Annotated in this window: 19 protein-coding genes and 1 pseudogene; 1 reads left to right on the top strand and 19 read right to left on the bottom strand. The window is 36.9% G+C overall.

The features are described 5' to 3' along the window. Window positions 1–96: 96 nt before the first annotated feature. Together GFO_RS05485 and GFO_RS18010 are read right to left on the bottom strand one after the other, a co-directional pair. Window positions 97–1413, bottom strand: a complete 1317-nt coding sequence (locus tag GFO_RS05485; protein ID WP_011709063.1) for an APC family permease — start codon at window positions 1411–1413, stop codon at window positions 97–99. 24 nt (window positions 1414–1437) lie between these two features. Further along, window positions 1438–1569, bottom strand: a complete 132-nt coding sequence (locus GFO_RS18010; protein ID WP_011709062.1) for a hypothetical protein — start codon at window positions 1567–1569, stop codon at window positions 1438–1440. Between the two features lie 193 nt (window positions 1570–1762). Between GFO_RS18010 and tnpA the strand changes: the two genes are divergently transcribed. Next, window positions 1763–2200 (top strand): IS200/IS605 family transposase, encoded by a 438-nt coding sequence (gene tnpA, locus GFO_RS05480; protein ID WP_011709061.1) that lies wholly within the window; start codon window positions 1763–1765, stop codon window positions 2198–2200. Window positions 2201–2323: 123 nt separating this feature from the next. Here the strand turns inward: tnpA and GFO_RS05475 are convergent, their stop codons facing one another. The 17 genes and pseudogenes from GFO_RS05475 to GFO_RS17940 all read right to left on the bottom strand — a co-directional run. Then, the gene (locus GFO_RS05475) at window positions 2324–2818 is read right to left on the bottom strand and encodes a DUF305 domain-containing protein (RefSeq protein ID WP_011709060.1); all 495 of its coding nucleotides are present in this window, start codon (window positions 2816–2818) and stop codon (window positions 2324–2326) included. A 32-nt stretch (window positions 2819–2850) separates the two neighbouring features. Beyond that, a complete protein-coding gene (locus GFO_RS05470) occupies window positions 2851–3396 on the bottom strand; it encodes a DUF3347 domain-containing protein (protein WP_011709059.1) in 546 nt (181 codons plus the stop codon). Between the two features lie 316 nt (window positions 3397–3712). Next, a complete protein-coding gene (locus GFO_RS05465; protein WP_011709058.1) occupies window positions 3713–5044 on the bottom strand; it encodes a site-specific integrase in 1332 nt (443 codons plus the stop codon). Between the two features lie 527 nt (window positions 5045–5571). Continuing rightward, window positions 5572–6597, bottom strand: coding sequence for a LacI family DNA-binding transcriptional regulator (locus GFO_RS17230; protein WP_011709057.1), 1026 nt, complete (start codon window positions 6595–6597; stop codon window positions 5572–5574). A gap of 50 nt (window positions 6598–6647) precedes the next feature. Further along, complete coding sequence (fbp, locus tag GFO_RS05455; RefSeq protein ID WP_011709056.1) at window positions 6648–7646, bottom strand: class 1 fructose-bisphosphatase; 999 nt, start codon at window positions 7644–7646, stop codon at window positions 6648–6650. Between the two features lie 58 nt (window positions 7647–7704). Continuing rightward, window positions 7705–8376, bottom strand: a complete 672-nt coding sequence (locus GFO_RS05450; RefSeq protein ID WP_011709055.1) for a bifunctional 4-hydroxy-2-oxoglutarate aldolase/2-dehydro-3-deoxy-phosphogluconate aldolase — start codon at window positions 8374–8376, stop codon at window positions 7705–7707. 7 nt (window positions 8377–8383) lie between these two features. Beyond that, a complete protein-coding gene (locus GFO_RS05445; protein WP_011709054.1) occupies window positions 8384–9403 on the bottom strand; it encodes a sugar kinase in 1020 nt (339 codons plus the stop codon). A 92-nt stretch (window positions 9404–9495) separates the two neighbouring features. Beyond that, window positions 9496–10260 (bottom strand): SDR family NAD(P)-dependent oxidoreductase, encoded by a 765-nt coding sequence (locus GFO_RS05440; RefSeq protein WP_011709053.1) that lies wholly within the window; start codon window positions 10258–10260, stop codon window positions 9496–9498. Between the two features lie 35 nt (window positions 10261–10295). Beyond that, window positions 10296–11573: an MFS transporter gene (locus tag GFO_RS05435; RefSeq protein ID WP_011709052.1), complete on the bottom strand. Its 1278-nt coding sequence runs from the start codon at window positions 11571–11573 to the stop codon at window positions 10296–10298. A 201-nt stretch (window positions 11574–11774) separates the two neighbouring features. Continuing rightward, window positions 11775–12485, bottom strand: a complete 711-nt coding sequence (locus GFO_RS05430; RefSeq protein WP_011709051.1) for a FadR/GntR family transcriptional regulator — start codon at window positions 12483–12485, stop codon at window positions 11775–11777. Window positions 12486–12673: 188 nt separating this feature from the next. After that, entirely contained in the window at window positions 12674–13591 is a 918-nt protein-coding gene (locus tag GFO_RS05425; protein ID WP_041250259.1) for a polysaccharide lyase family 7 protein, read from the bottom strand. Window position 13592: 1 nt separating this feature from the next. Further along, window positions 13593–14474, bottom strand: coding sequence for a polysaccharide lyase family 7 protein (locus GFO_RS05420; protein ID WP_041250258.1), 882 nt, complete (start codon window positions 14472–14474; stop codon window positions 13593–13595). Window positions 14475–14518: 44 nt separating this feature from the next. After that, window positions 14519–15472, bottom strand: a complete 954-nt coding sequence (locus tag GFO_RS05415) for a PKD domain-containing protein (protein WP_011709048.1) — start codon at window positions 15470–15472, stop codon at window positions 14519–14521. Window positions 15473–15496: 24 nt separating this feature from the next. Then, window positions 15497–16921: a RagB/SusD family nutrient uptake outer membrane protein gene (locus GFO_RS05410; RefSeq protein ID WP_011709047.1), complete on the bottom strand. Its 1425-nt coding sequence runs from the start codon at window positions 16919–16921 to the stop codon at window positions 15497–15499. A 27-nt stretch (window positions 16922–16948) separates the two neighbouring features. Beyond that, the gene (locus GFO_RS05405) at window positions 16949–20002 is read right to left on the bottom strand and encodes a SusC/RagA family TonB-linked outer membrane protein (protein WP_011709046.1); all 3054 of its coding nucleotides are present in this window, start codon (window positions 20000–20002) and stop codon (window positions 16949–16951) included. Between the two features lie 366 nt (window positions 20003–20368). Further along, the gene (locus tag GFO_RS05400) at window positions 20369–20713 is read right to left on the bottom strand and encodes a cupin domain-containing protein (RefSeq protein WP_011709045.1); all 345 of its coding nucleotides are present in this window, start codon (window positions 20711–20713) and stop codon (window positions 20369–20371) included. Window positions 20714–20718: 5 nt separating this feature from the next. Then, window positions 20719–22590: pseudogene (locus GFO_RS17940) on the bottom strand (heparinase II/III domain-containing protein); the annotation flags it as partial.

Here is a 22590-nt window from a genome sequence, read left to right as displayed (position 1 = left end):
TTGCATCCGTAAAAATTTCAGTTTAAGGAGGGTTACAGCTCTCCTTTAATTTTAGGGAGCTCGACAATTTAAAAAGTCGTAACAAACTAACAGCTCCTAATTCGTCAACCCTTTTTCCGGAAGTTTTCGATTTAAAAACCATCTTTCACCTAGAAAAATGAGCAACATAGAACCAAATGCTATCCAAATAAGTGCAGGATCCCTTTCTATTTTAATAAAAACAAAAGAACTTAATACCACTAGATCCAGAATTATGGCACTAATTACGATCCAAGCTTTCGCCTTTATATCTTCTCTCATTTTGGTAAGCACCCCCCAGTGAATAATAATATCCATAACCAAGTAATAAATTGCCCCAAGAGAGGCTATCCTGGAAAGATCGAAAAAGATAGTAAGCACAATAGCAATTACTATAATATACACCAGCATATGCTTTTGAATACTTCCTTTCATGCCAAAATGGCTATGTGGGATTAGCTTCATATCGGTAAGCATAGCCGTCATTCTTGACACCGCGAATACGCTGGCAATAACCCCTGAAATCGTAGCGATTATGGCTATAGAAACCGTAAACCATAAACCAAATTGGCCAAATAAAGGCCTCGATGCTTCCGCAAGACTATAATCCTTTGCTTCAATTATTTCAGGAATACTTAAATTGGAAATAACCCCCCAGGAAACCAGTAAATAGGTCACCCCGCAGATCAATAAAGATATGACAATGGTCCTGCTTACATTTTTATGCGGATTAACAATTTCACCTCCACTGTTGGTGATCGTAGTAAAACCCTTATAAGCGAGGATCGATAAGGCAAGTGCTCCAAGATATTCCATAACTCCCCTTTCCCCGCCGGTATCTCCTGAAGGTACTAAATCTGATACTACAAAACCCGAAGCATATATAGCTCCTCCGGCAAAGATCAATAATCCACCGGTTTTGAGGATCGCCATGGCTAGGGAGGATTTCCCTATTACCTTATTACCTGAAATGTTAATTACAAAGGCTAAAATGAGTAAGCCTACTCCTAAAACGGGAATGAGATAACTGTCTTTTGGCGCATCGAACAATTGCAAAGTATAACTACCAAAGGTCCTGGCCACCAGACTTTCATTAATAATCATAGAGAACGTCATCAGTAAAGCTGCAAAAGCAGTTACAAGTTCCTTTCCATATGCTTTCTCCAAATACATGGCGATACCTCCTGCAGATGGATACGCATTAGACATCTTGTTATAGGAATAAGCACTAAATCCTGATATAATTCCACCCACAATAAAAGCTATTGGAAAATACTCACCAGAAAGTTCTGCCACTTGACCAAGAAGCGCAAAGATTCCTGCACCAATCATAACATTGGTACCCATAGAAATGGCTCCTATCAGACTTAAACTGTTTTTTTTGTAATTTGACATATTGTATATCTTAAAACCAGATTTCTAAACCGGTCCCGCCCCAAAGCGGTTATCATAACTACCAATTACCTGGATTGTTTTGCTCACTACATATTCCATCCCCACTTGCCAGATAGTTTCATTTTCAAAATTTGAACCTTCAGGAAGATCATTCACCCAGCCAAAATCTATCTGGTATTCGTCTTTCCTGTTGACTAAAAACTGTACTTACTCCCATAAGAAAGAGACCTAGCAAATTCATTTTTATCAGTTCTCGCATATAATTTTCTTAATTGGTCTCAAAAGTAGTTTAAACTATGCACTTTAGTGCATCTCGCTTTAGCTTCTAAAAATACTTACTTTTGTTGATATGACAGAACAACGAAGTAATGGACATACCGTTTCAAGGCTAACCGTACATGTTGTATGGTGTACGAAGTACAGATATAGAGTTTTGAAAGATGATATTCAGATTCGTTGCAGAAGTTTGCTGATACAAATATGCGAAGCAGAGGATGTAAGTATATTGAAGGGAGTTGTATCTAAAGATCACGTTCATATGCATTTAGAATATCGTCCTTCGTCAAATGTAAGTGGGTTGGTCAAGAAGTTAAAAGGCCGTAGCTCTCGGAAACTTCAACAAGAATTCCCTGAGTTAAAGAAAAGATATTGGGGAAGACATTTTTGGGCAGTAGGCTATGGATGCTGGAGTACGGGTAATATAACGGATGAAATGGTAGATGAGTATCTTGAACATCATAGGAAACCTGACGATCGAGATAACAGTGACTTTATAATTGAAAAATGACCATGGTGCGACTTTGAGTCGCTATCATAAACTATGGACATTTCAGTCCATAGTGGTTAATTTTTAACTTCACTCTCTCCGAGAGATTTCCTTCCTTACTATAAGAGCTGTAAAATATTCAGATTAATTCTCCTCGTTTTTCAGTCGATAAATGATCTTCTTCATTTGGGCAATTTCGCGTTTCTGTGCTTCAATGATCTCCTCGGCTAGTTTTTTGGTTTCAGGATCTTTAATATCTGCCCTTTTACTGGTTAATATCGCAATGGAATGGTGGGGGATCATCGCCTTCATATATAAAACATCCCCAATAATAGGTCGTTGTGCTCTTACCAGACCTAAGGCTGAAACAAATAACACGAGGCTACCGATATAAATAGCGATGTTCTTTTTTTTGTTTTTATACATTTTCAGCATAAGAGATAACATGATCACTGCCATAGCTGCAATTCCCAAACAGGTCATATAAAAGCGGGTTAAACTAAAATATACATGGTCAAACTCATATGTATTCATGTACATCGTGATATACATAGCTAAAAAGGACAGACCAAGCATTAGGAAAAACCGACCATAATTGCTTCCACCAGACTTGTGGTTATTGTTATTTTCTGAATTCATCTAATTGGGTTTTTAAGGTTTATTGGGAAATTTTACTTTTCTATAGCCTTTTTTACGGAGCCGCAGTTGAGCATTTTATCACCGAAATATGGATTTTTGATCTCCTCTACATCAGCGTACCAGTACGCGCCATCATTATTAAAAGCCATAGGACAGAATTTCCTGTAAATGGTCCCTCCGGAAAGGGCTTCTTCAAACATAGGCCCAGCCAATTCTGTAAACTTTGAAAATAACCTTCTCTGCTCCTCAATATCGTCAGTGTCTCCCAACTGCGCAGCCATTGATTTTAATTCTGCACGCTCTTCAGAAAATGAATCGGCCATACTTTTTGCTGCATCCTTTGCCTGTCCAGAATCATCATTGGTAAGTGCCATTTTGATTTCAAGATAGTTATGCCAGATCTTCCCCGTCATACCATCTATAAAATCCTGATCGGCAACATCTGCGGCTTTTTCTTCATTTTTTTTCACTTCCTGAGGCGTGTTTACTTCGACAGATTGGGTTTCTTTTTTATCCACACAGGAAGCTAATAGTAAAACTAATAAGGGAGCAATTCCCAACTTAATGATAGATCTCATAATATTAATGGTTTGGTTAATTGATTAGGTTGATTTTTTTACACCTCTATTTACTTAAATTAATTAAAAAATTGTAGTATTTGTTATAATTCTCAACATCGATTGAATTGAGAGAGATAAATATATTTTAGCTAAAGGTTAATTAAAGTGAGCTTACTTCTAAGGAATAGCAAAATTAAAAATTGATGAAATCAATTTCTTATGTTTTTATGGGAAAAACTTTCACAATTAAGTTTATTTAACAAAAAAGTGACATTTTATAAGAAATGAGTTATAGATTCTATGGAGAAGGAATAATAAATTTCAAATTACCAAATCAAAAATTGATAACACTATCCAAAGCTTCATCAGCATCCCTATGGATAAAATTTGCCTGATAATTTAAAGTGGTTTTTAAATCACTATGTCTATATAATTTTTGCAGCATTAAAGGGTGAATTCTATCACCTGCAATATTTCCAAAGCTATGACGGGCTATATGATTCGATAATGTTTTATCAATGCCACAGAGTTTAGCTATTCTTTTTAAATATTTATTGAGAAGTTTAGTGGTACTCTTTGTCCGTGTATAAATTTGTTCGGCTTGAGTTTGATCTACTTCCCGTAAAAAAGGGAATAAATATCCGTTATTGAATTTCTTATCTGGGCGATAGTAATCAATTATAATCCTAGCTTTATCAGGAATTTTTAAACTTAAAGGCTTACCATTTTTTTCCATGACATAGTATAAACGGTTATCCTTGAAATCAGACCATTTTAATTTAATTACATCTGAGATTCGCATCCCGGCAAAATAAAAAGAAAACAACCATATGTTGTGAGTATGCCATATAGTTCTGTACTTCTCTAATTCGAGTGATTCTATCTTCTCAATTTCTTCTACATTCAATCCAATTTTATTACCTGAGCTTATTCTAATTTTCTCTTTCTCACCAGCAAAAGGATAATATTTCTGGGCAATTACTCCTTCTTTAATTGCAATATTATAAAGAGTTCTAATGAAAATAAGCTGATTGGTTATTGTCCTTGGTTTATGATTCAAGTAAGAAGAACAAAATGTCTTATATTTTCTAATAAAAGACTCGTCAATATCCCGGAATCTTAGGTTATCATTTTTTTTAAAATATGCAACACCATCCATCCAGTGATATTTAGATCTTCTTGCCTCGCTCACTCGCTTTAACCGTCTTTGTTTAATTTCTTGGATGATTTTTGCCTTACTTCTCGAATTCTTTAGTTGTATAAATTCTTCAATATTATATAGTATTGATAACTGCGCTTTAGCAACTGAAAAAACTCCCGTGTCATATTTACTTTGAATATGTTCAGTGGCAACAGTAAAGAATGATTTAGAGCCATCTGGCCCTTTTAATTTTTGTTTTATTTGCCTTGGCGTAATTTTTTTCTCTGCATTGAAATAGATATCATTGACTTCAATCATCCTTTTCATCAAAAAATTATTTAACTGCTTAAAGTTTGGATGAGTCTTTTTAACCTTACAAGCAACGTCATCCCAATCTTTTTCAAATACAGAATGTCCCAGCCAAACATAATTCGTTTTATAATTTTCGCTAATTCTTAAGGCCAGAGGTATCCTTCCATCCTTCTTTTTCATGTTTTTTCTCAAAACAATCTTTAAATTTGCCATACAGTTAGGATTTAAAACCTTGTAATATAATAATTTATACCTAAAAACTAGTACAGAATAAGTACAGAATAAGTACAGAATCGGTTGATTTTAGGCCATATTATATAATATCAAAATTTACCAAAACAACGATAACTAATTGATTTTCAAGTATTTTGTATAAATTTGACTTCTAGCAGAATATTTTCATAACCCGGAGGTCCCGAGTTCAAATCTCGGTCTCGCTACAATAATAACAAGGCTTTTGAGAAATCGAAAGCCTTTATTTATTAATGGGTACAACATAGGTACAGAATGTTTGATGTTTTCAACTTAAATTTGACAGCATATAACTTCAGAAGTTTCTAAGAAACTATCTAAACCTTTCTATTCTTTTCAGAAAAAAATCGCAGCGAAAGTGTACTAAAGTAATCGAGAATTATTGGTATGTTCTTATTTAATCAACCCATATTAATACCCATGCGAAAGTATAAAATAAGCAAATACTATCTGCCTGGTGAGTATTTATATAAGAGGTTAAACCGGGATTAAATTGAAAGTTTCTGAATTTGAGCACTATTACTTTTACAATTCAGCCTGCCTTTTAATTCAAATTTTACAAATTCTTCTGAAAGCACTCCTTCAATTCTATCAAGTAATGTATCAACAGCAATATCGCCCTGTTCTTCTCCAAGTCTGTCATAAGCATCATATGCAGTTGAAAGATGCTCTTTATCTCCCAAATTGGATAAACTTAAAACGTGTACATTTTCCGGAATTGAGAACACGGATTTTGAGCAATTTTTAGTACCAAAAATGGTTAATGGTAACTTATTCACTATAACAGCGTCGATTTTTTCAGAGTGAATTAACTTGTGTAGTTTTTGATGACAAACTTCAGAAGACCCAAAACTCAAAATTTGCTTTTTACCATCTTTCCTTTTAATTGCATCTAAATATCCCTGTTTCTGAGATTCAGCTTTATTTGTAGATGGATTTTGCGCTAAAAAGGCAACATTCCTATAACCTAAATTAAAAAGATTCATTGTTGCTTCTTCCGCTAAAAGAGTTTCATTCAATCCTACTTTATCACAACTTATAGTATCCTCCAAATGATCAAGCATTACCAAAGGGATTTTATAAGATAAAACCTTTTCGATATGTTCGTTTATTTTCTTGTACTGCGATTCTTCTGATACCGCGAGGATAATTCCATCTACTCTACTTTTAATAAGCTTTTCTATACATTCTGCTTCTTTATCGATAGAATCATTAGAGAAACAAATAATAGTTCTAAAACCGCGTTCGTTGGCTTTATTTTCAATTGCGTGAAGAGACTCAGAAAAAAATTTACTGAATATATTTGGTATGACCACCCCAATAGTCTTGGATTGCTTCCCCTTTAAACTTTGTGCCATACTATTCGGGATATATCGCTTTAATAGAGCTAATTCTTTGACCCGGCTTTTCGTTTTTACACTTATTTCAGGACTATCATTTAATGATTTGGAGACCGTGCTAATAGATAAGTTTAACGACAGGGCCAACTCCTGTAATGTTATTTCATTCCTCATAATTTATTCAAATCATTAACAATAGAAATAGAAGAATCAGAAAGGTTAAATTACTGCATAAACTCTTCAGCCTTTTCCACCATCTCTTTGTTTCCACAAATAAAAGGTGCACGCTCGTGTAGTTCTTGAGGTTGTAATTCCATGATCCTTCTAGAACCATCAGTGGCTTTCCCGCCTGCCTGTTCTGCCAAAAAAGCCATAGGATTGCATTCATAGAGTAAACGTAATTTTCCCTTGGGTGCTGTTGTTCCCTGCGGATACAAATAAATCCCCCCAAGCAACATATTTCTATGGAAATCTGCTACCAGTGATCCTGTGTAACGTGAAGTAAATGGCCTATTCTCCTCCTCATTCAGCTCCTGTACCCATTTTATATATTTTTTGATACCCTGCGGAAAATGCACATAATTCCCTTCATTTACTGAATAGGTATTTCCTTTCTTCGGAAACTTTATATCGGAATGAGAAAGGAAAAAAGAACCAATTCCAGGATCGAAAGTGAATCCATTAACTCCATTTCCGGTGGTATAGACTAAGATGGTCGAAGTTCCATAGATAAGGTATCCGGCAGCAACCTGATTTATTCCAGGTTGTAAAAAATCTTCTAAAGTTGCCGGGGTGCCTTTCTTTGAAATTCTTCGATAAATACTGAATATCGTACCTACGGTAATGTCTACATCAATATTGCTGGAACCGTCCAATGGATCTATTAAAACTATATATTCAGCATTCTTATGCATCTCCTCATCAAAAACGAGATAATCTTCCAGTTCTTCTGAAGCCAGACCGCATATTTCACCACGATTTCGAAGCGTACTTACAAAAATTTCATTAGCAAGCACATCTAATTTCGCCTGACTTTCCCCCTGCACATTCTCCTTTCCTGCTTTTCCAAGAATTTCTGCCAGGCCTGCTTTATTGATCTGTTGGTTCACCACCTTTCCTGCTAACCGGATAGAACTCAGCAAAGCGCTCAATTCTCCTTTAGCATATGGAAAATCTTTTTGATTTTCAATAATGAACTCTCCTAAAGTAGTATGTCTTTCCATTTATTCGATTTTATTGTGTCCTTTAGAATTAGACTTACCAACTAGGAGGCTAAATCTTTTATTTGCTTTTGTAGTCTTTAATGATTTCAACACATTTTTTTACAACTTGTTGGATTTCATCATAATCAAAATCTCCATTGGAATCTTTTATCATAAGTTTAGAACCTATACCAACGCAAGAAGCTCCTGCCTTCAGCCATTGTTCTATACTTTCTCCAGTTGGCTCCACACCGCCCGTAGGCATTATGCTCGTCCATGGTTGCGGACCTTTAATAGCTTTTATAAATTCCGGACCATAAATAGAACCAGGAAATAATTTTACAATTTCACAGCCTATCTCTTCAGCCCTGGCGATTTCAGTCAGAGAACCACAACCAGGAAAAAACGGGATCTTTCTGCGGTTACAGATAATTGCGATATCCTCTCTAAACACCGGAGTTACAATAAAATCGGCACCGAGCTGAATATAGAGTGACGCTGAAGGACCATCGGTAATAGAACCAATTCCCAGAGCAAGATCTGGATATTCTTTCTTTACATACCCGGCCATTTCCTCGAATACCGTATGAGCATTCTGAGCACGAGCGGTAAATTCCAGAACCCTGGCTCCTCCTTTATAACACGCGTCGATCAGGCTTTTAGCAACATCTATATCTGTATGACTAAAAAGTGGAACCAGGCCTGTTGATTTCATTACCTCATATACTTCCAGTCTTGATAATTTTGCCATAATTTGATTATCTTTTAATTAATGCAGAAAGATCGCCTTTCATGATTGCTTGCACTTCTTCTAAGGAAGCTATATTTATATCGCCAGACATAGTATGCTTATAAGCGCAGGTAGCTACCGCAAAATCCAGAACTTCCTGATAGTCCATTTTCATGTGAATTCCGTAAAGAATACCCGCCATAAAAGCATCTCCTGTTCCCAAACGATCTACAACCGGTAGTACTTCTTTTACTTCTGAAGTAATAAGTTCTCCGGAAGCATACATAATTCCTCCTATTTTTTGATGCGAGGCACTTTCAGAATAGCGCAACGTGGTAGGTAGAAATTCCAGATCTGGACATGCCTTTAAAATTTCATCGTAATATTCCTTTAACGTATCGGGTTTCCTGTAATCGGGATCTATACTTTTTTTACCCAGCATTTTATTAAGCGTAGCAAGATCTGCCAGGATCACATTGGTGATCTCCAACATTTCGGGGAGTATCTCATCTGGTTGTTTACCCCATTTCCACAAGGTGGACCTGTAATTAAGATCACAGGAAATTTTTAGTCCCATCTTTTTTGCCGTTTTACAGGCAAGCAAACATTCCCGGGCGGCTTCTGCTGAAATTCCCGGGGTAATACCAGACCAGTGAAATCCGGTAGCATTGGCAAATACCTTTTCCCAATCTATCTCTCCCTGCTTAATATTTGCAACAGCACTATCAGCCCGATCGTAAATAACTTTGCTATGTCTTATGGCATTACCTTTTTCAAGAAAGTAAATGCCCAGACGCTTACCTTCCTTTACAATGTGCTGGCTACCCACCTGATACCTGGAAATCTCGGAAATAGCTTTATTTCCAAAATCATTATCCGGTAGTTTGGTTACGAACTGCGTAGAAAGCCCCCAACGTTGCAGTGATGCCAGCGTATTAAACTCGGCACCACTATAAGAAACCTCGAAAGAGTTTGCCTGGAAAAAACGCAAATGTTCAGGTGGAGACAATCTCATCATCATTTCCCCAAAGGCTACAATACTTTTCATGTGATTCTATTTTGAAAGTAAGAAGATAGTCAATGTCTGAAATATTCAATAAAACAGACATTTTTTACTTCCTACTTCAGCATTCTTTTTTATTAGATTCCCAGGGCTTGTCCTCCACCAATCTGGATGGTTTCCGCAGTCAAGAAAGCCGCATCTTTACTTACCAAAAATGCTACAACCCCAGCTACATCTTCCGGCTCTCCCAAACGTCCTAACATGATGTTGTTCTTCCACGAAGCGAATACCTCTGGTTTTGTAGATTTAATCTGTGAATGAAATGGAGTATCTATAGTCCCGGGAGAAACTGCATTGACCCTAATTCCATATTCTGCAAGATCTTTTGCAAGTGCCCTGGTTAACGTATGCACAGCTGCTTTAGAAGTGCCGTAAATACCGGCGCCGGGACCTCCAGCGTTCCAACCTGCATTAGAAGTATAATTAATAATTGTAGGGTGCTCCCCTTTTTTTAAATAAGGAATAGCTGCTCTGGATGCAAAGAACGCAGAATCCAGGTTCAGTGCCATTACAGATCTGTAAAAGTCGGTAGTCATTTCTTCAAATCTTGATCTACCACCAAGACCCCCCGCATTATTTATAAGAGCATCTATTTTACCATATTTCTCTCCGATCTTCTTGATATTTGAATTAACAGCATCTTCATCGGTAACGTCGAAACCATAATATTCTGCTGAAATCCCTTCTTTTTCAAGTTCTTTAAGCCTGTCAGCTCCTTTATCGTTTTCTATCCCGTTTAAAATTACGGTATAACCATCCTTACCAAGTCTTCTGGCTACTTCAAATCCTATCCCTCCGGTAGCACCGGTGATTACTGCTATTTTTTGGTTTGATTCACTCATAGTTCATTAATATTTATAATTATTATCTAAAAAATTTAATTTGATTTCACTTCTACTGGTTCTATTCTTCTTATAAGTATGTATATAGACAATACTGCCAATGGTGCTAGAATTGCAATTACTATAAATGCCGGGGTATAAGAAATTTCAGTTATTTGCGGAATTAGCCAGTTCATTATTATTACTGATACCGCTGCAACCGTTCCCGCAAGTCCTGCCAGGGTCCCCACAGATGGGCCTTTAAGCAGATCACTGGAAAGCGTTTGAATGTTTCCAATGGCAAATTGAAAACCGAAAAGTACAATCGATGTGATATAAATAAAGGTCATTGGATTGTTGGCATCAACGAGGAAGATAATACCTAACAAACCGAGGAATATCAAAGCACCTCCAATAAGTATGGAAAGTTTTCGTGAAAAATCCAATGAATGTTTTTCCATTAATTTACCAGAAAACCAGCCCCCTGCTAAGCTTCCGGCCATCCCTCCTAAATAAGAGATCCAGATTGTTGATCCAATGTCTTCAATACTAAATCCGAATTCGGAATTCAGGTATAGTGGCATCCATCCTACGAACAGCCACCAGATTGGTTCAATAAAGAATCGACATACCAACACTCCCCAGGATTCTTTATAACTTAATATTTTCGAAACGGGTAAGCCTTTTTCTTTGTCGCCTACTTCGTCGGGTTCTATTCTACCTGAAAGGATAAGATTTCTTTCTTTTTCCCCTAACCACGGGTGATGTTTTGGAGTTGTTTTGTTAATGATGAACCAGGGTATGATCCAGACAAAACCCAGAAGACCTAAAATAATGAAAGTGGTTCTCCATCCAAACTGAGCATAGAGAAAAGCAATAAGCGCCGGTGCAACTACGCTTCCAAGAGAGGCACCTGCATTAAAAATTCCCTGGGCAATCGCTCTTTCTTTAACCGGGAACCATTCTCCATTACTTTTTACAGCTCCAGGCCAGTTACCTGCTTCACCAAAACCTAACATTGCCCTTACCATTGATAGAGAAACAAGCCCTCTGGCAAATGCATGCAGAATTGCAGCGGCAGACCATAATGTAATGGAAAAAATAAATCCTAGACGGGTACCAATTTGATCATATAATTTTCCGGATAAAAATTTACCAAGCGCATAGGTGATCATAAATACGTTCAGCATCACGGCGTAATCAGATTCGTCCATTCCCAAATCTTTACCCATTTCTGGCCACATGACACCAAATGCCGTTCTATCAATGTAATTGATGATAGTGGCAAGTGCTATCAAAGCAATAATCCACCATCTTAATCCTCTTATCTTCATAATTTCAGATTTATAGTCCGTGTAGCTAGACTTAATTTTTGACAAAAAATGCCTTATACCATCAGGATCAAACAACCTGTGGTGCTATTTTTTAACAACCTGGAATGAGGATATTTCTTAAGAAAGGTATATCAAGTAATTCCGGTTTAAATTCTTCTCTCTATCAATTTTCTATGGGAGCGTGCAATCCCATTTTTAATATCAGATATCTACATTATAACAGTATTTATACAGACTTCTAAAATGTAATTTCATCTTTTCCTTTGCTCTGGACGGATCTTTATCCTCGATAGCATCCAGAATGGCTTTATGTTCTTCTATTCCAAGAAATGCCTGGTTTTCATCACAAACATGATATTTAGCAAAATTGGTAATGATTTCAGGAGTAATTGTAAGCATAAATGTGTTCATAGTACTGTTACCACTGGCTTTCGCAATAGCTAAATGAAATAAAAGATCTTCCTGAACAGCATCTTCTCCATTTAAAGCTTTGGAACTATAGGCTTCCAGCGTTTCTTTCATATGCTCTAGCTGCGTTTCCGTACGTCTTGTTGCTGCCAGACGAACCGTTTTCAATTCTAATAAAATCCTTGTTTCCACTAGTGATTTAAAATCTGGATCTGCCAGGCTTAGAATATCAGAGATCATTCCGTTTAGCGCAACTACGCCGATATTGGCCAGATAGGTTCCGCTTTGTGGAACACTTTCCAATATTCCGTAGAATTCTAAAGTTTGAATAGCTTCTCTTAAATTATTACGGCTTACGCCAAATTTTTCAGAAAGCATTCGTTCTGAAGGCAGTTTATCGCCAGGCTCTAAATTCTTAAAATTTATATACTCTCGTATTTTACCCAAAATCTCATTCCGCGTTTGCTGCTGAATTTCAATTTTCGTATATCCATCTACTTTCATCGTTCCTTTATTAGAATCCTTATTAAAACTGGTTAACCAATCTGGTTATTCAAATTTATAAAAAATAATCTTAGTTATAAAGCTTAGTTCATTTAATTACAACCAATTTTTAATTATTAGCGATCCCACCGGTGCGTCCACCGGATGGATCACTAATAAGGCCACTCAAACAAAATTTATCTCTCAAATTAATGGATAACTTCTAATTCGTAATATTTCACAAAAGAAAAAGCATTTTCATCGGTACTTACCAGATAATTCCCAGCTTTAAAGTAATTTTCAAAAATCCCCCACCTCTGAATATGTTTACTATCATATACTACTGTCTCATCGTCATTCAGGATAATTTCCATTTTTGCTTCAGTCACTTTTATTTCCAGGGTAAAGGCTTCATGACCAACTTCTTCCGAGAAATTAAAACCTTCATCGTCCCCCCAGGCATCAGTATGTAATATTTCCTGATCTGAAGCTGTAGTTTCTTTTAAAACTTTCGTTTTTACTCTAACCCGTCCATTATTCCAGTAGATCTTTAAAATTGGAGGAGCATTGTTATCATCTTCTCCTATAAGATCTCTCTGTTCATCTGTAAGTCTTCCATGAATTTGCATGATAATAACCCGATGAAAATCCCCGTCATTGTCTTTAGATATTTCAGGAACTGCAAGCCTGCCTCGCATTTTACCACCTTCCTCAAAAGTCCAGTTCTTGTTATTACTACCTGGTTGCATTTGCTCCCGAAGTTCTGTTCTGGAATAAGAGGAATTTGCAGTAGAAGATTCAGGATAGGTATAAAAAACTAAAGACCCATCTGTAGAATCATTGTACATAAATCTTTTTAAATTCTCATTAGTGGCATAGTCCAGAATTTCTGGCGGTTCCACTTCAGATGGATTTCCAATGGGAAGTGTTACTTTCCAATTACTAAGATCTATTTCTGGTAATTTATAATCGTTTTCAGCAGGCTTCTCCTCTGGTACTTCTTCTACAATGGGAGGGGATTCAACTACATCTGCTGTATCATCCTTCTCACATCCCATATAAATCACGCTACCTGCGACTAAAAGACCCAGATTAAGCTTTCGCAATATGTGCTTAATAGTTTTCATATTAATGAGATACTTTGAGATCATAGAATTTTACTTTTGCAAAGGCATTATCATCTCTTGTTTGCAGGTAATTCCCGGCTTTGAAATAATTTTCAAAAACTCCCCATTTCTCCATATGAATGTTATCATAAGTATGAAATTCATTATTGTTCAAAGAGACTACCAATTTCCCATCTGATACATCAATTTCCATATCGAATTTTTTAAAACCAACTTCTTCTTCAAAGGTGTAACCTTCATCGTCGCCCCAGGCCTCTTCATATAAAATACCTTCAGGTTTAGTTCCTAAAAACTTCAATTCCTTGGTTTTGATCCTGATCTTACCTTTATCCCAGTAAACTTTAAGGATTGGCGGTGCGTTATTATCCTTTTGACCAATCTGTTCTTTTTGCTCATCGGTCAACCTTCCGTGAATTTGAAGGATGATCACTTTATGATATTTCCCTTCTTCATCACGTGATACATCTTCCATTTCGATGGTCGCCTTCAAGTTCCCACCTTCCTTAAAGGTCCAGTTAACATCATCGTCACCTGCCACCATCTGCTCCCGTAATTCAGACCTTGAATATTTTGTATTCGCAGTGGTTGCATCACTGGGATAGGCATAGAACACCAAAGCTCCGGAAGTTGAATCATTAAACATGTAAGGCTTCAGGGTTTCATTAGAGGCATAATCCAGGATCTCTGGTGGCTCCACACTCATGGCGCCACCTTTACCCTGTCCTGCCGGAATGGTGACCTTCCAATTTGAAAGGTCAACATTAGGCAGTTTATACTTTCCTGCAGTATTATTGGTTTTAGATTCTGAACCATTTTTTACAGCAGTTCCTGATCCCTGGCATTGAATTGAAAGCCAGGCAAAACCAAGTATGAAAATGCTCATTGAAATTTTCTGAACAGATGAAGATTTTTTTATAAACATCCTCATTATCCTTCAGTTCCTTCTCCAGTACCATCACCTTCGGCCTCTTCCTCTTCTTCTGATTCTTCGCCTTCAGTTTCTTCCTCTACAACTGGTATGATTGAGACATCATCGATATATGCTGTTTCAGCATTATCACTATCAAATAACATAGAAATTTCACCATTGGCACCGGTTTCAAACTCTACAATAAGGGTATTGAAATTTCCTTTACCATCATTAGTAGTACCACTTTCCTGTGCTAATAAAGTAGCCGATTCAAATTCATCAAAATTTGATAACTGACCGTCTATAATTGAAACTCTAACAGAATCCCCATCACCCGTCAGCGCATAAAATGCAGTGAAAATATACTTAGTATTAGGAGAAACGGTTATTGCCTGATAAGACTGGCGGGCATTTGTAGTACTTTCAGGATATTTTGCAGCCTGGGTGTCTCCCCTACCATCTGAACTCGTGATCTGGTGAATACTAGCACCACTCAGTCTCCAACAATCTCTACCATCCTGACCATCTCCACAGGCCTCGCTTCCATCTTCAAAGCCTGGTTCACCTATAAATGGTGTAATTGCTGCGGGTACTGGTGGCTCCTCCACTAAAATTTCAGAAGTAAAAGTATCTGTAACTCCTAATTTATCTGACACAGTTAAACTAACCGTATAAGTCCCTTCATCTGGGAACGTATTGGATGGATCTAGCTCTGTTGAAGTATTGCCATCTCCAAAATCCCACATATAATCTGTGGCACTATTTGAAAGGTTGGCAAAATTAAAGGTTAGAAAATCTGTATCACTTTGGGAAGCAGAAAAGTTTGCTGAAGGAGGTGTTTTATCAGCAATAGATCCGGTTTCCGGTAGTTCGTATTCGTAATCACAAGAGACTAATGCTCCCATGCTGAATATGACAAACAAAAGTTTGTAATATCCTGGAATAAGGGTTTTATTTATTATCGTATTCATTTTAAAAATTTTTATTAGATTTTTCTAGTATCCTGGATTTTGTTCCATTAAGCCATTACTCAGGTTAATCTCTCTCTGCGGAATAGGCAGTAACAAATCTGTCGCACTAAAATCATAGCCGTTTTCATCTGAAAAAGCTGATAATACTTCTTGTGCTAAGCCAAATCGAACCAGATCAAAAAACCTGTGATTTTCAAATGCCAGTTCTACACGTCTTTCTTCCAGTAAATCCTGTTTCGTAATATTTGTCACAGCATCTGTTAAACCAGCTCGATCACGAATTTTTTGAAAAGAATCCAGGGCCGCAGAAGAGCTTGTTTCCTGGCCACCTGCTAAAATAGCTTCTACATGTAGCAGCAAAACATCAGCATATCTTAGCACGATCCAGTCGTTACCCGCTAATTCCGGATTACTGGACGTTGGCTCTATCCCAAGGGCATCATCACCGTTCGGTATATATTTTGCCACCTGGTACTGCGTTGGTTGTGCTTCATCCAGCCTATAGGAATATTCTGTTCTATTTCCCCCTTTAGCGTCCAGTGCTATTCTGGCATCTGCAGTTACATAATTCACACCACTTGTTCTTCCTACAGAATTCAACATTTCAGCAGAAAAATTCTGGCTGTCTGAGGTAATGTCTGAGGTATAACCTACAGCATAGATCACTTCGCCATTTCTTTCATTATAAAAAACATCTTTGAAATTTGATTCAAGGGAATAATCTCCGCTATTAATCACAGATTCTAACAGCGTCTGAGCCTCGGTATAATTATTTTCATTAGTAAGATATACCTTAGCTAAAAAAGTTTGAGCCGCTGCTCTGGAAGCTCTGTTAACAAACATATTGTCAAGACCTGATATAGCAGTTTGAAGATCAGAAATGATCAAATCATAAATCTGACTTTCTGCAACTCGAGTGTAAGCCTTTTCTTTTTCTAAAGGCCCTATTAATTCATCTATTAGAGGCACAGGTCCAAATAATCTTACCAGATTAAAGTACGCATAAGCCCTTACAAATTTTGCCTCTGCTTCAAATTGAGCAGCATCTTCTTCACTGGCGGCATCAAGATTTGCCAATACTAAATTAGCTCGATAAATAATCTCAAAATAACTTATATAATAATTAGTAACGATACCATTACTGGTAGTGACTCTATAATTTTCAAATTGGGCTGCTTCGCCTTCACGAGATTTGGTACGTGTATTATCGCTACGCATTTCTGTGATATAAAATTCTCGCTGAATGCTGAAATTATCGTCCAGATCGTTTGAATTTACACCCTGGATAGCATCATACATACCAATTACCGCAGTTTCCAGTTGTTCGCTATTCTGAAAATAGCCTTCTGCAGAAATCGCAGATTCCGGTTCAGGTTCTAAAAAATCTTTCCCACACGAAACCAGAGTCATCATGGTAATTCCTAAGAGTAAGTATATTCTTATATTCATAATAATGTTTTTTAAAATTCTATATGATTAAAAATCAGCATTTATCCCAATTGAAATAGTTTTAAAGATCGGGGAACCAGCTCTTTGATATCCATACGTTGTAGGTGAGGTATTATCAATAGATTCTGGATTAAAACCTGTGTAATCATCTGCTGTCCAATATTTAAGATTCTGTCCCGCAGCGTAAATTCTCATACTCGTTAAACCTATTTTTGAGGTAAGTGTTACCGGTAGATTATATCCTACATTCACATTTCTAAGTGCTATATAAGAAGCATCTTGAATAATATCATCGGTAAAGATTTTCTCTCGTATGAAATCCTGATCAGGAGTGATGGCTGGATCAAAATCTGCCCCACTATTGAAATGGTTGAAAATATACTGGTCTCCCATATTTCTAACTTCAGCTCCATGACTACCCTGGAAAAGAAAGCTAATATCAAGGTTACCAATTCTAAAATCATTGGTCACACTCCATACAAGATCCGGATAGGGATTTCCTAAGATTGTCTTATCATCATCGTCTATGACCCCATCTCCATTTAAATCTTTTACATACACATCCTGGGCTTCCGCACCAATCGGAAAGTAAGGTCTTTCACGTAATTCCCTCGGAATATCTCTGTCCACAACCCAACCATAGAAGGACGAAATAGGCTGACCTTCTAAATTAATCCATTCTGCAGCTCTTTTATCATCAACAATTCCAATCTGTCCATTAGAATCTGCAAAATCTGTTAGTTCATTTTCATTTTTAGAAGCAAGAATGGTGGTATTCCATGAGAAATTAGAGTTTGCTATATTTCTGGTTCGAAGTTCCACTTCAATACCAGTATTCTCAACTTCTCCAATATTCACCAATGCATTTCTAAATCCAGTGCTCGCTGAAATAGGATTAAAAAGTAATAACTGATCACTGGTTCGTTTATAATAATCAAGAGAACCTGTAATTCTGTTTTTGAAAAAACCAAAGTCAAGGCCAGGATTTATCTCCTTTGAACGTTCCCACTGAAGATCTGGATTAGCTATATTCAAGGATATAAAAGCAGGTTGTACTGCTCCTCCAATAGTAGCTGAAGATGGTCCTAGTAATGGTAAGGATGGATAAAGATCTATGATATCACTATCGGTATCCAAATCTTTATTCCCGGTAAACCCGTAACTAACTCTAAATTTAAAGCTACTTAAAAAATCAACATTCTGTAAGAAATTTTCTTCAGCAATATCCCATCCTAAAGAAAGTGCCGGGAAATCTCCATATTTTGAATCAGCTCCAAAAACTGAACTACCATCACGACGATAACTAAACGAAGCAAGGTATTTATCATCATACGCGTAATTTAACCTGGCAAAATAACTTTGAAATCTTTCTTCATAAACCCAGGATTCTATTTCGGAAGCTACTGTTGCAGCAGATAAAGTCCTGATTAAATCTGATGTATAACCCGTTCCAAATGCGAAACTTCCTTCATAATCCCATTTTTCAAATGTGATCCCTGCTACCACATCAAATTCATGTTTATCAATATTCTTATCGTAAGTAAGATAAGTTTCCGAAGCCATGTGAATCCTTTTTTCATTCTCTACATCATAACTGGCATCTGAAGCTCCATTTCTACTTGCTTCAACCCCCTGCCATCTATCTCTCATGGTATGCTGGTAATCCCCCGAAAGCGTAGTTCTTAAATTAAGATCATCCATAATTTCATAGTCGGCATAAAAATTACCATAGACTTTAAACTTATAATCATTTTCATCTCTTTCCAGTACTTTTGCCGCAGGATTTTGATTCGATGTATCACTTATGTCTACTAAGTTACCGTCACCAAATAAATCATAATTATCAAAGTGGCGCTGTCTTGCATAATCTCCTACCTGCACATCTGGATATACATTTCGATCTACATATTGTATAGTGTTCTCGTCATGGTAGACTGGCAACCAGGGACCCTGACGTAGAATATCATGCGTGGAACCATCAAACCTTCTTCTATTCGTATAAGAAGGCGCAATGTTACCTCCAAATCTGAATTCGTCACTAACCTTGGTATCCAGTTTTAACCTTAGATTATATCTTTTATAGTCATCAGTTATAAGAACCCCTTCATCATGAAGATAGCCAAGAGAAATACTGAATTTTGTGTTCTCGGTACCTCCACGTGCACTCAATGAATGGTTTTGAATAATACCTCCATCAAAGATTATATCCTGATAATCCCTGTCAATCCCAATTTGCTGAATATATTGGGAACGTTCTGATAGTTCTCCCGTAACTGCGAGTTCTTCCGCGAGAGTTTCAGCAACAGAGAAATAATAGGCATCACTTTGTCTTGCCTCTTTAAAACCTGTATATCCTTGATAACTAAATACTGTTTTCCCTGCTTTACCTTGTTTAGTGGTAATTAAAATAACACCGTTACCTCCTCGAGATCCATAAATAGCGGCTGACGCTGCATCCTTTAAGACATCGAAAGATTCTACTTCACTCATATCTAAACTTCCAAGAAAATCATTATCTACGACAAGTCCGTCTACTACAATCAATGGAGCTGAACTTCCGGTCAATGACCCTGTTCCCCTAATACGAATAGTTGGTGCAGACCCGGCTTCACCTTCTGTAGCCTGAATATTTACCCCAGAAATTTGCCCTACAAGGGCATCATCTACTCTGGCAACTGGTAATTGGTCTAAATCTTCATTAACAACACTGGATACCGCACCAGTTAAATGGCTTTTCTTTCTCGTACCATAACCAATTACTACGGTCTCGTCCAGTAGTTGGGAGTCTGCCGCTAAAGATACATTAAGTGATTCTTGATCTGTAACAGTGATTTGCTGACTCACAAAGCCTAAATAGGAGAACTCCAGTATGTCCCCCTCCACTACATCGATTTCGTAATTTCCATCAAAATCGGTTACTACTCCGGTAGCAGATCCCTGGATTAATACGTTTACCCCTGCAAGAGGCACATTGTCCCCCTGAGAAGTCACGGTTCCTGAAAGTGAATAACTTTCCTGAGCAATTAATGCTAGATGGCAAAGTAAGGCCATACAAAAAACTGCTGTTTTCTTCAAATTCATAAGTTTTTCATTTATTAAAATTGATAATTAATCTAACCGCGAAAAGCGTAATACTTAAATAAGGAAATGGTAAATGAAAAATGCCTATGTAGGTTACTTATGAAATTGTACCTTTGTGGTACATGTTTACGATCAAGTAATAGGCATGTGTTTAAATAACTTCTCTCAATGAAGTTTTAATAAAAGGATAGGCGTGCACCTATCCTTTTTTTTATTTCCTAAATTAAAATTTTAAAGAACTTTTCTGGTAAACCAATTTGGTTTCCCAATCTGGTTTACCAAATATATATTAATTAATTGTTAACTAAAAAATAATCTTATATAAATTTTTACAATTCTTTAATTATTGTTTAATATTCTGAGCTTTTAGAAAAAGTCTTCTCTAATAGGACTAAAAACATCTATAAGAATTCCTTTCTCTTTACAGATTGCACCATGCATTTTATGAGGAGGTATATAAAAAGAATCTCCCCCTTCCATCATTTTAGTTTCATCTCCTATAGTAAGTTCAAATTTTCCGCTTACCACGTAGGTTACCTGTGAATGGTGATGCTCATGCATTGGTCCTACCCCACCCTTTTCAAATTCAACCTTGGCTAATAAAATTTTATCATCATAGCCCATGATTTGTCTTTGAACACCTTCTCCAACGGTTTCTTTTTCAACTTCTTTGGATTTTAAGAATTCTTTACTTGTACCTAAATCTTTCATTTTATTTAATTTTCAATTAATGTGTAATTACCTTTCCAGGAAATTTCACGGTTACCTATTTTTATATTATGCTGGTCTTCAGCATCATTATTTGAAATTACGAGTAAAAGCTTATTTTTATTTGTTCCGGTAATTTCAATACCGGTATATTCATCACTATCCAGTAATACCTCAACATTCTGAACCTGGCTGAAGCTATTATTCCCTAATTCGGTTACCGGGTTATAACTGCCATGTGGTTCCAGAACCGAAGCAAACACCGCGTCTTTAGTATTACTTTTTCTCCAGATATAAACCGGATCTCTTCTTAAATTGAATTCAGGATCTGAAGCTCCCAACCTGCCCAGAATAAGACTATCATTCTGCATGGTTGCGCTAGTGAGCGTATAAAATTTGTTATTTTCAGACCAGGTAAATCTGGCATTTCCAGCTTCCGCAGCACCAGAAGCTTCTTTCCATAGATGCTGATATCCATTTTTTGAACCTAATTTTTCCAGCTTTTCAGGTGAATCATACTCAAAACTGGTTTCTATAATCTGTCCGAAATAATAAAAGGGTAAGTCATATTGATTTGATTGATCTCCTTTTACCCTGAATATATCTACCAGCACAGGCTTCTGAAATATGTCATTTTTGATCAACGCCATGGTTCGTTGCATCTTAGTGCCTGGATAAGCATTCTCTTCCTTAGCACTTATGATCTGAACATTATCCTTTGAAAAATCTGAAAAGTATTTTTCTGAATGATATTTATTTCCGGTATCGAAATCTCCATTAAAATGCGATGTTTCATTCTGAACTATGGTATTATGAGCGATACTTTGTTTTGCCCAGCTAGTGTTTTCCTTTAAATAACCTCCGCCGTTCTTGGGTTCAATATTTACAAATCTGGAAAAGCCGTAATCCTGAATCACTTCTTCCCCATCATTATAAAATGAATAAGAAAGTTTATCATAATGACCGTGGCTATCGCCCTGAGAAGTGAATTTCATTACTAATGAAAAGATACTTTCATCTTCTGTGATCCGCAATATTCCTACGCCACCTTTATTTCCTTTTGAACCGTCGCTAAGTACAATAGATTTTTTTTGAAATTCTTTCTCTTTATCATTTTTCAACCCAAGGGCAACTGCCAATCCCGCATCATCAAGTGTTACCTCTCCCTGCTTTTTTGCAACCGATAAAAGCCTTGGATCCTGCTCCCCGTAATAATAAGCCGCATCTACCGCCATTATTACTGATTTATTGAAAAATGACATGCCTTTCTGAGCGTCATTTAATGGAAAGAATTCCCCATCGGCATCGGTTAAATTCAATAACGCATCTACAGACTTAATAAGAACCCCATCTTTATATTCGAAGATTTTGAGTTCAGGCCTTTTGTTCTGCAACGCCTTAGCAAATAACATAAAAGGATACATGGCGTACCGCTGATAATAAGGACCTTCAGTATAATATCCGGAAGGAGAAAAAGCTTCTTCAATATTAGCCAAAAAACCGGCTTTCTGTCCGGGCTGCTGAATTAGACCGCCATCATTATCCCTGGCGGCTTTATCTATATTCGTATTCTCTAGTCCATATAATGCCCTGTTCACCAGTTCATCATTATCCATAACCAAACCAATCATACCCACGGCTGCATTTCCCCAGGTGCTATGATTATGAATTCGATTAAAGAATTTAGGGTTTCCTTCAGAAAGGAAATCGGCATAAGGATGGAATAAATTCTCTTCTAAGAACTTTTTATCTTCAGTACTTAACCAGTCATATATACTGTCATAAGCCTGACTCATCGCTACAAGCCAGTTGGAATCGTTAAGTGATTGCCAGAATAATTTACCTCTTGCATAAGATCGTTCTTCAGGATGTAATGGAAG

Origin of the sequence: Christiangramia forsetii KT0803 (genome assembly GCF_000060345.1) — a bacterium.
Classification (GTDB): Bacteria; Bacteroidota; Bacteroidia; order Flavobacteriales; family Flavobacteriaceae; genus Christiangramia; species Christiangramia forsetii.
Note: the sequence above shows the minus strand (reverse complement) of the source record. Positions and strands in the feature narration are given on the sequence as shown.

What these genes read in the sequence shown, in the direction of transcription:
- GFO_RS05485 (WP_011709063.1), bottom strand. Translation starts at nt 1,413, where the DNA reads ATGTCAAATTACAAAAAAAACAGTTTAAGTCTGATAGGAGCCATTTCT.
- tnpA (WP_011709061.1), top strand. Translation starts at nt 1,763, where the DNA reads ATGACAGAACAACGAAGTAATGGACATACCGTTTCAAGGCTAACCGTA.
- GFO_RS05475 (WP_011709060.1), bottom strand. Translation starts at nt 2,818, where the DNA reads ATGAATTCAGAAAATAACAATAACCACAAGTCTGGTGGAAGCAATTAT.
- GFO_RS05470 (WP_011709059.1), bottom strand. Translation starts at nt 3,396, where the DNA reads ATGAGATCTATCATTAAGTTGGGAATTGCTCCCTTATTAGTTTTACTA.
- GFO_RS05465 (WP_011709058.1), bottom strand. Translation starts at nt 5,044, where the DNA reads ATGGCAAATTTAAAGATTGTTTTGAGAAAAAACATGAAAAAGAAGGAT.
- GFO_RS17230 (WP_011709057.1), bottom strand. Translation starts at nt 6,597, where the DNA reads ATGAGGAATGAAATAACATTACAGGAGTTGGCCCTGTCGTTAAACTTA.
- fbp (WP_011709056.1), bottom strand. Translation starts at nt 7,646, where the DNA reads ATGGAAAGACATACTACTTTAGGAGAGTTCATTATTGAAAATCAAAAA.
- GFO_RS05450 (WP_011709055.1), bottom strand. Translation starts at nt 8,376, where the DNA reads ATGGCAAAATTATCAAGACTGGAAGTATATGAGGTAATGAAATCAACA.
- GFO_RS05445 (WP_011709054.1), bottom strand. Translation starts at nt 9,403, where the DNA reads ATGAAAAGTATTGTAGCCTTTGGGGAAATGATGATGAGATTGTCTCCA.
- GFO_RS05440 (WP_011709053.1), bottom strand. Translation starts at nt 10,260, where the DNA reads ATGAGTGAATCAAACCAAAAAATAGCAGTAATCACCGGTGCTACCGGA.
- GFO_RS05435 (WP_011709052.1), bottom strand. Translation starts at nt 11,573, where the DNA reads ATGAAGATAAGAGGATTAAGATGGTGGATTATTGCTTTGATAGCACTT.
- GFO_RS05430 (WP_011709051.1), bottom strand. Translation starts at nt 12,485, where the DNA reads ATGAAAGTAGATGGATATACGAAAATTGAAATTCAGCAGCAAACGCGG.
- GFO_RS05425 (WP_041250259.1), bottom strand. Translation starts at nt 13,591, where the DNA reads ATGAAAACTATTAAGCACATATTGCGAAAGCTTAATCTGGGTCTTTTA.
- GFO_RS05420 (WP_041250258.1), bottom strand. Translation starts at nt 14,474, where the DNA reads ATGAGCATTTTCATACTTGGTTTTGCCTGGCTTTCAATTCAATGCCAG.
- GFO_RS05415 (WP_011709048.1), bottom strand. Translation starts at nt 15,472, where the DNA reads ATGAATACGATAATAAATAAAACCCTTATTCCAGGATATTACAAACTT.
- GFO_RS05410 (WP_011709047.1), bottom strand. Translation starts at nt 16,921, where the DNA reads ATGAATATAAGAATATACTTACTCTTAGGAATTACCATGATGACTCTG.
- GFO_RS05405 (WP_011709046.1), bottom strand. Translation starts at nt 20,002, where the DNA reads ATGAATTTGAAGAAAACAGCAGTTTTTTGTATGGCCTTACTTTGCCAT.
- GFO_RS05400 (WP_011709045.1), bottom strand. Translation starts at nt 20,713, where the DNA reads ATGAAAGATTTAGGTACAAGTAAAGAATTCTTAAAATCCAAAGAAGTT.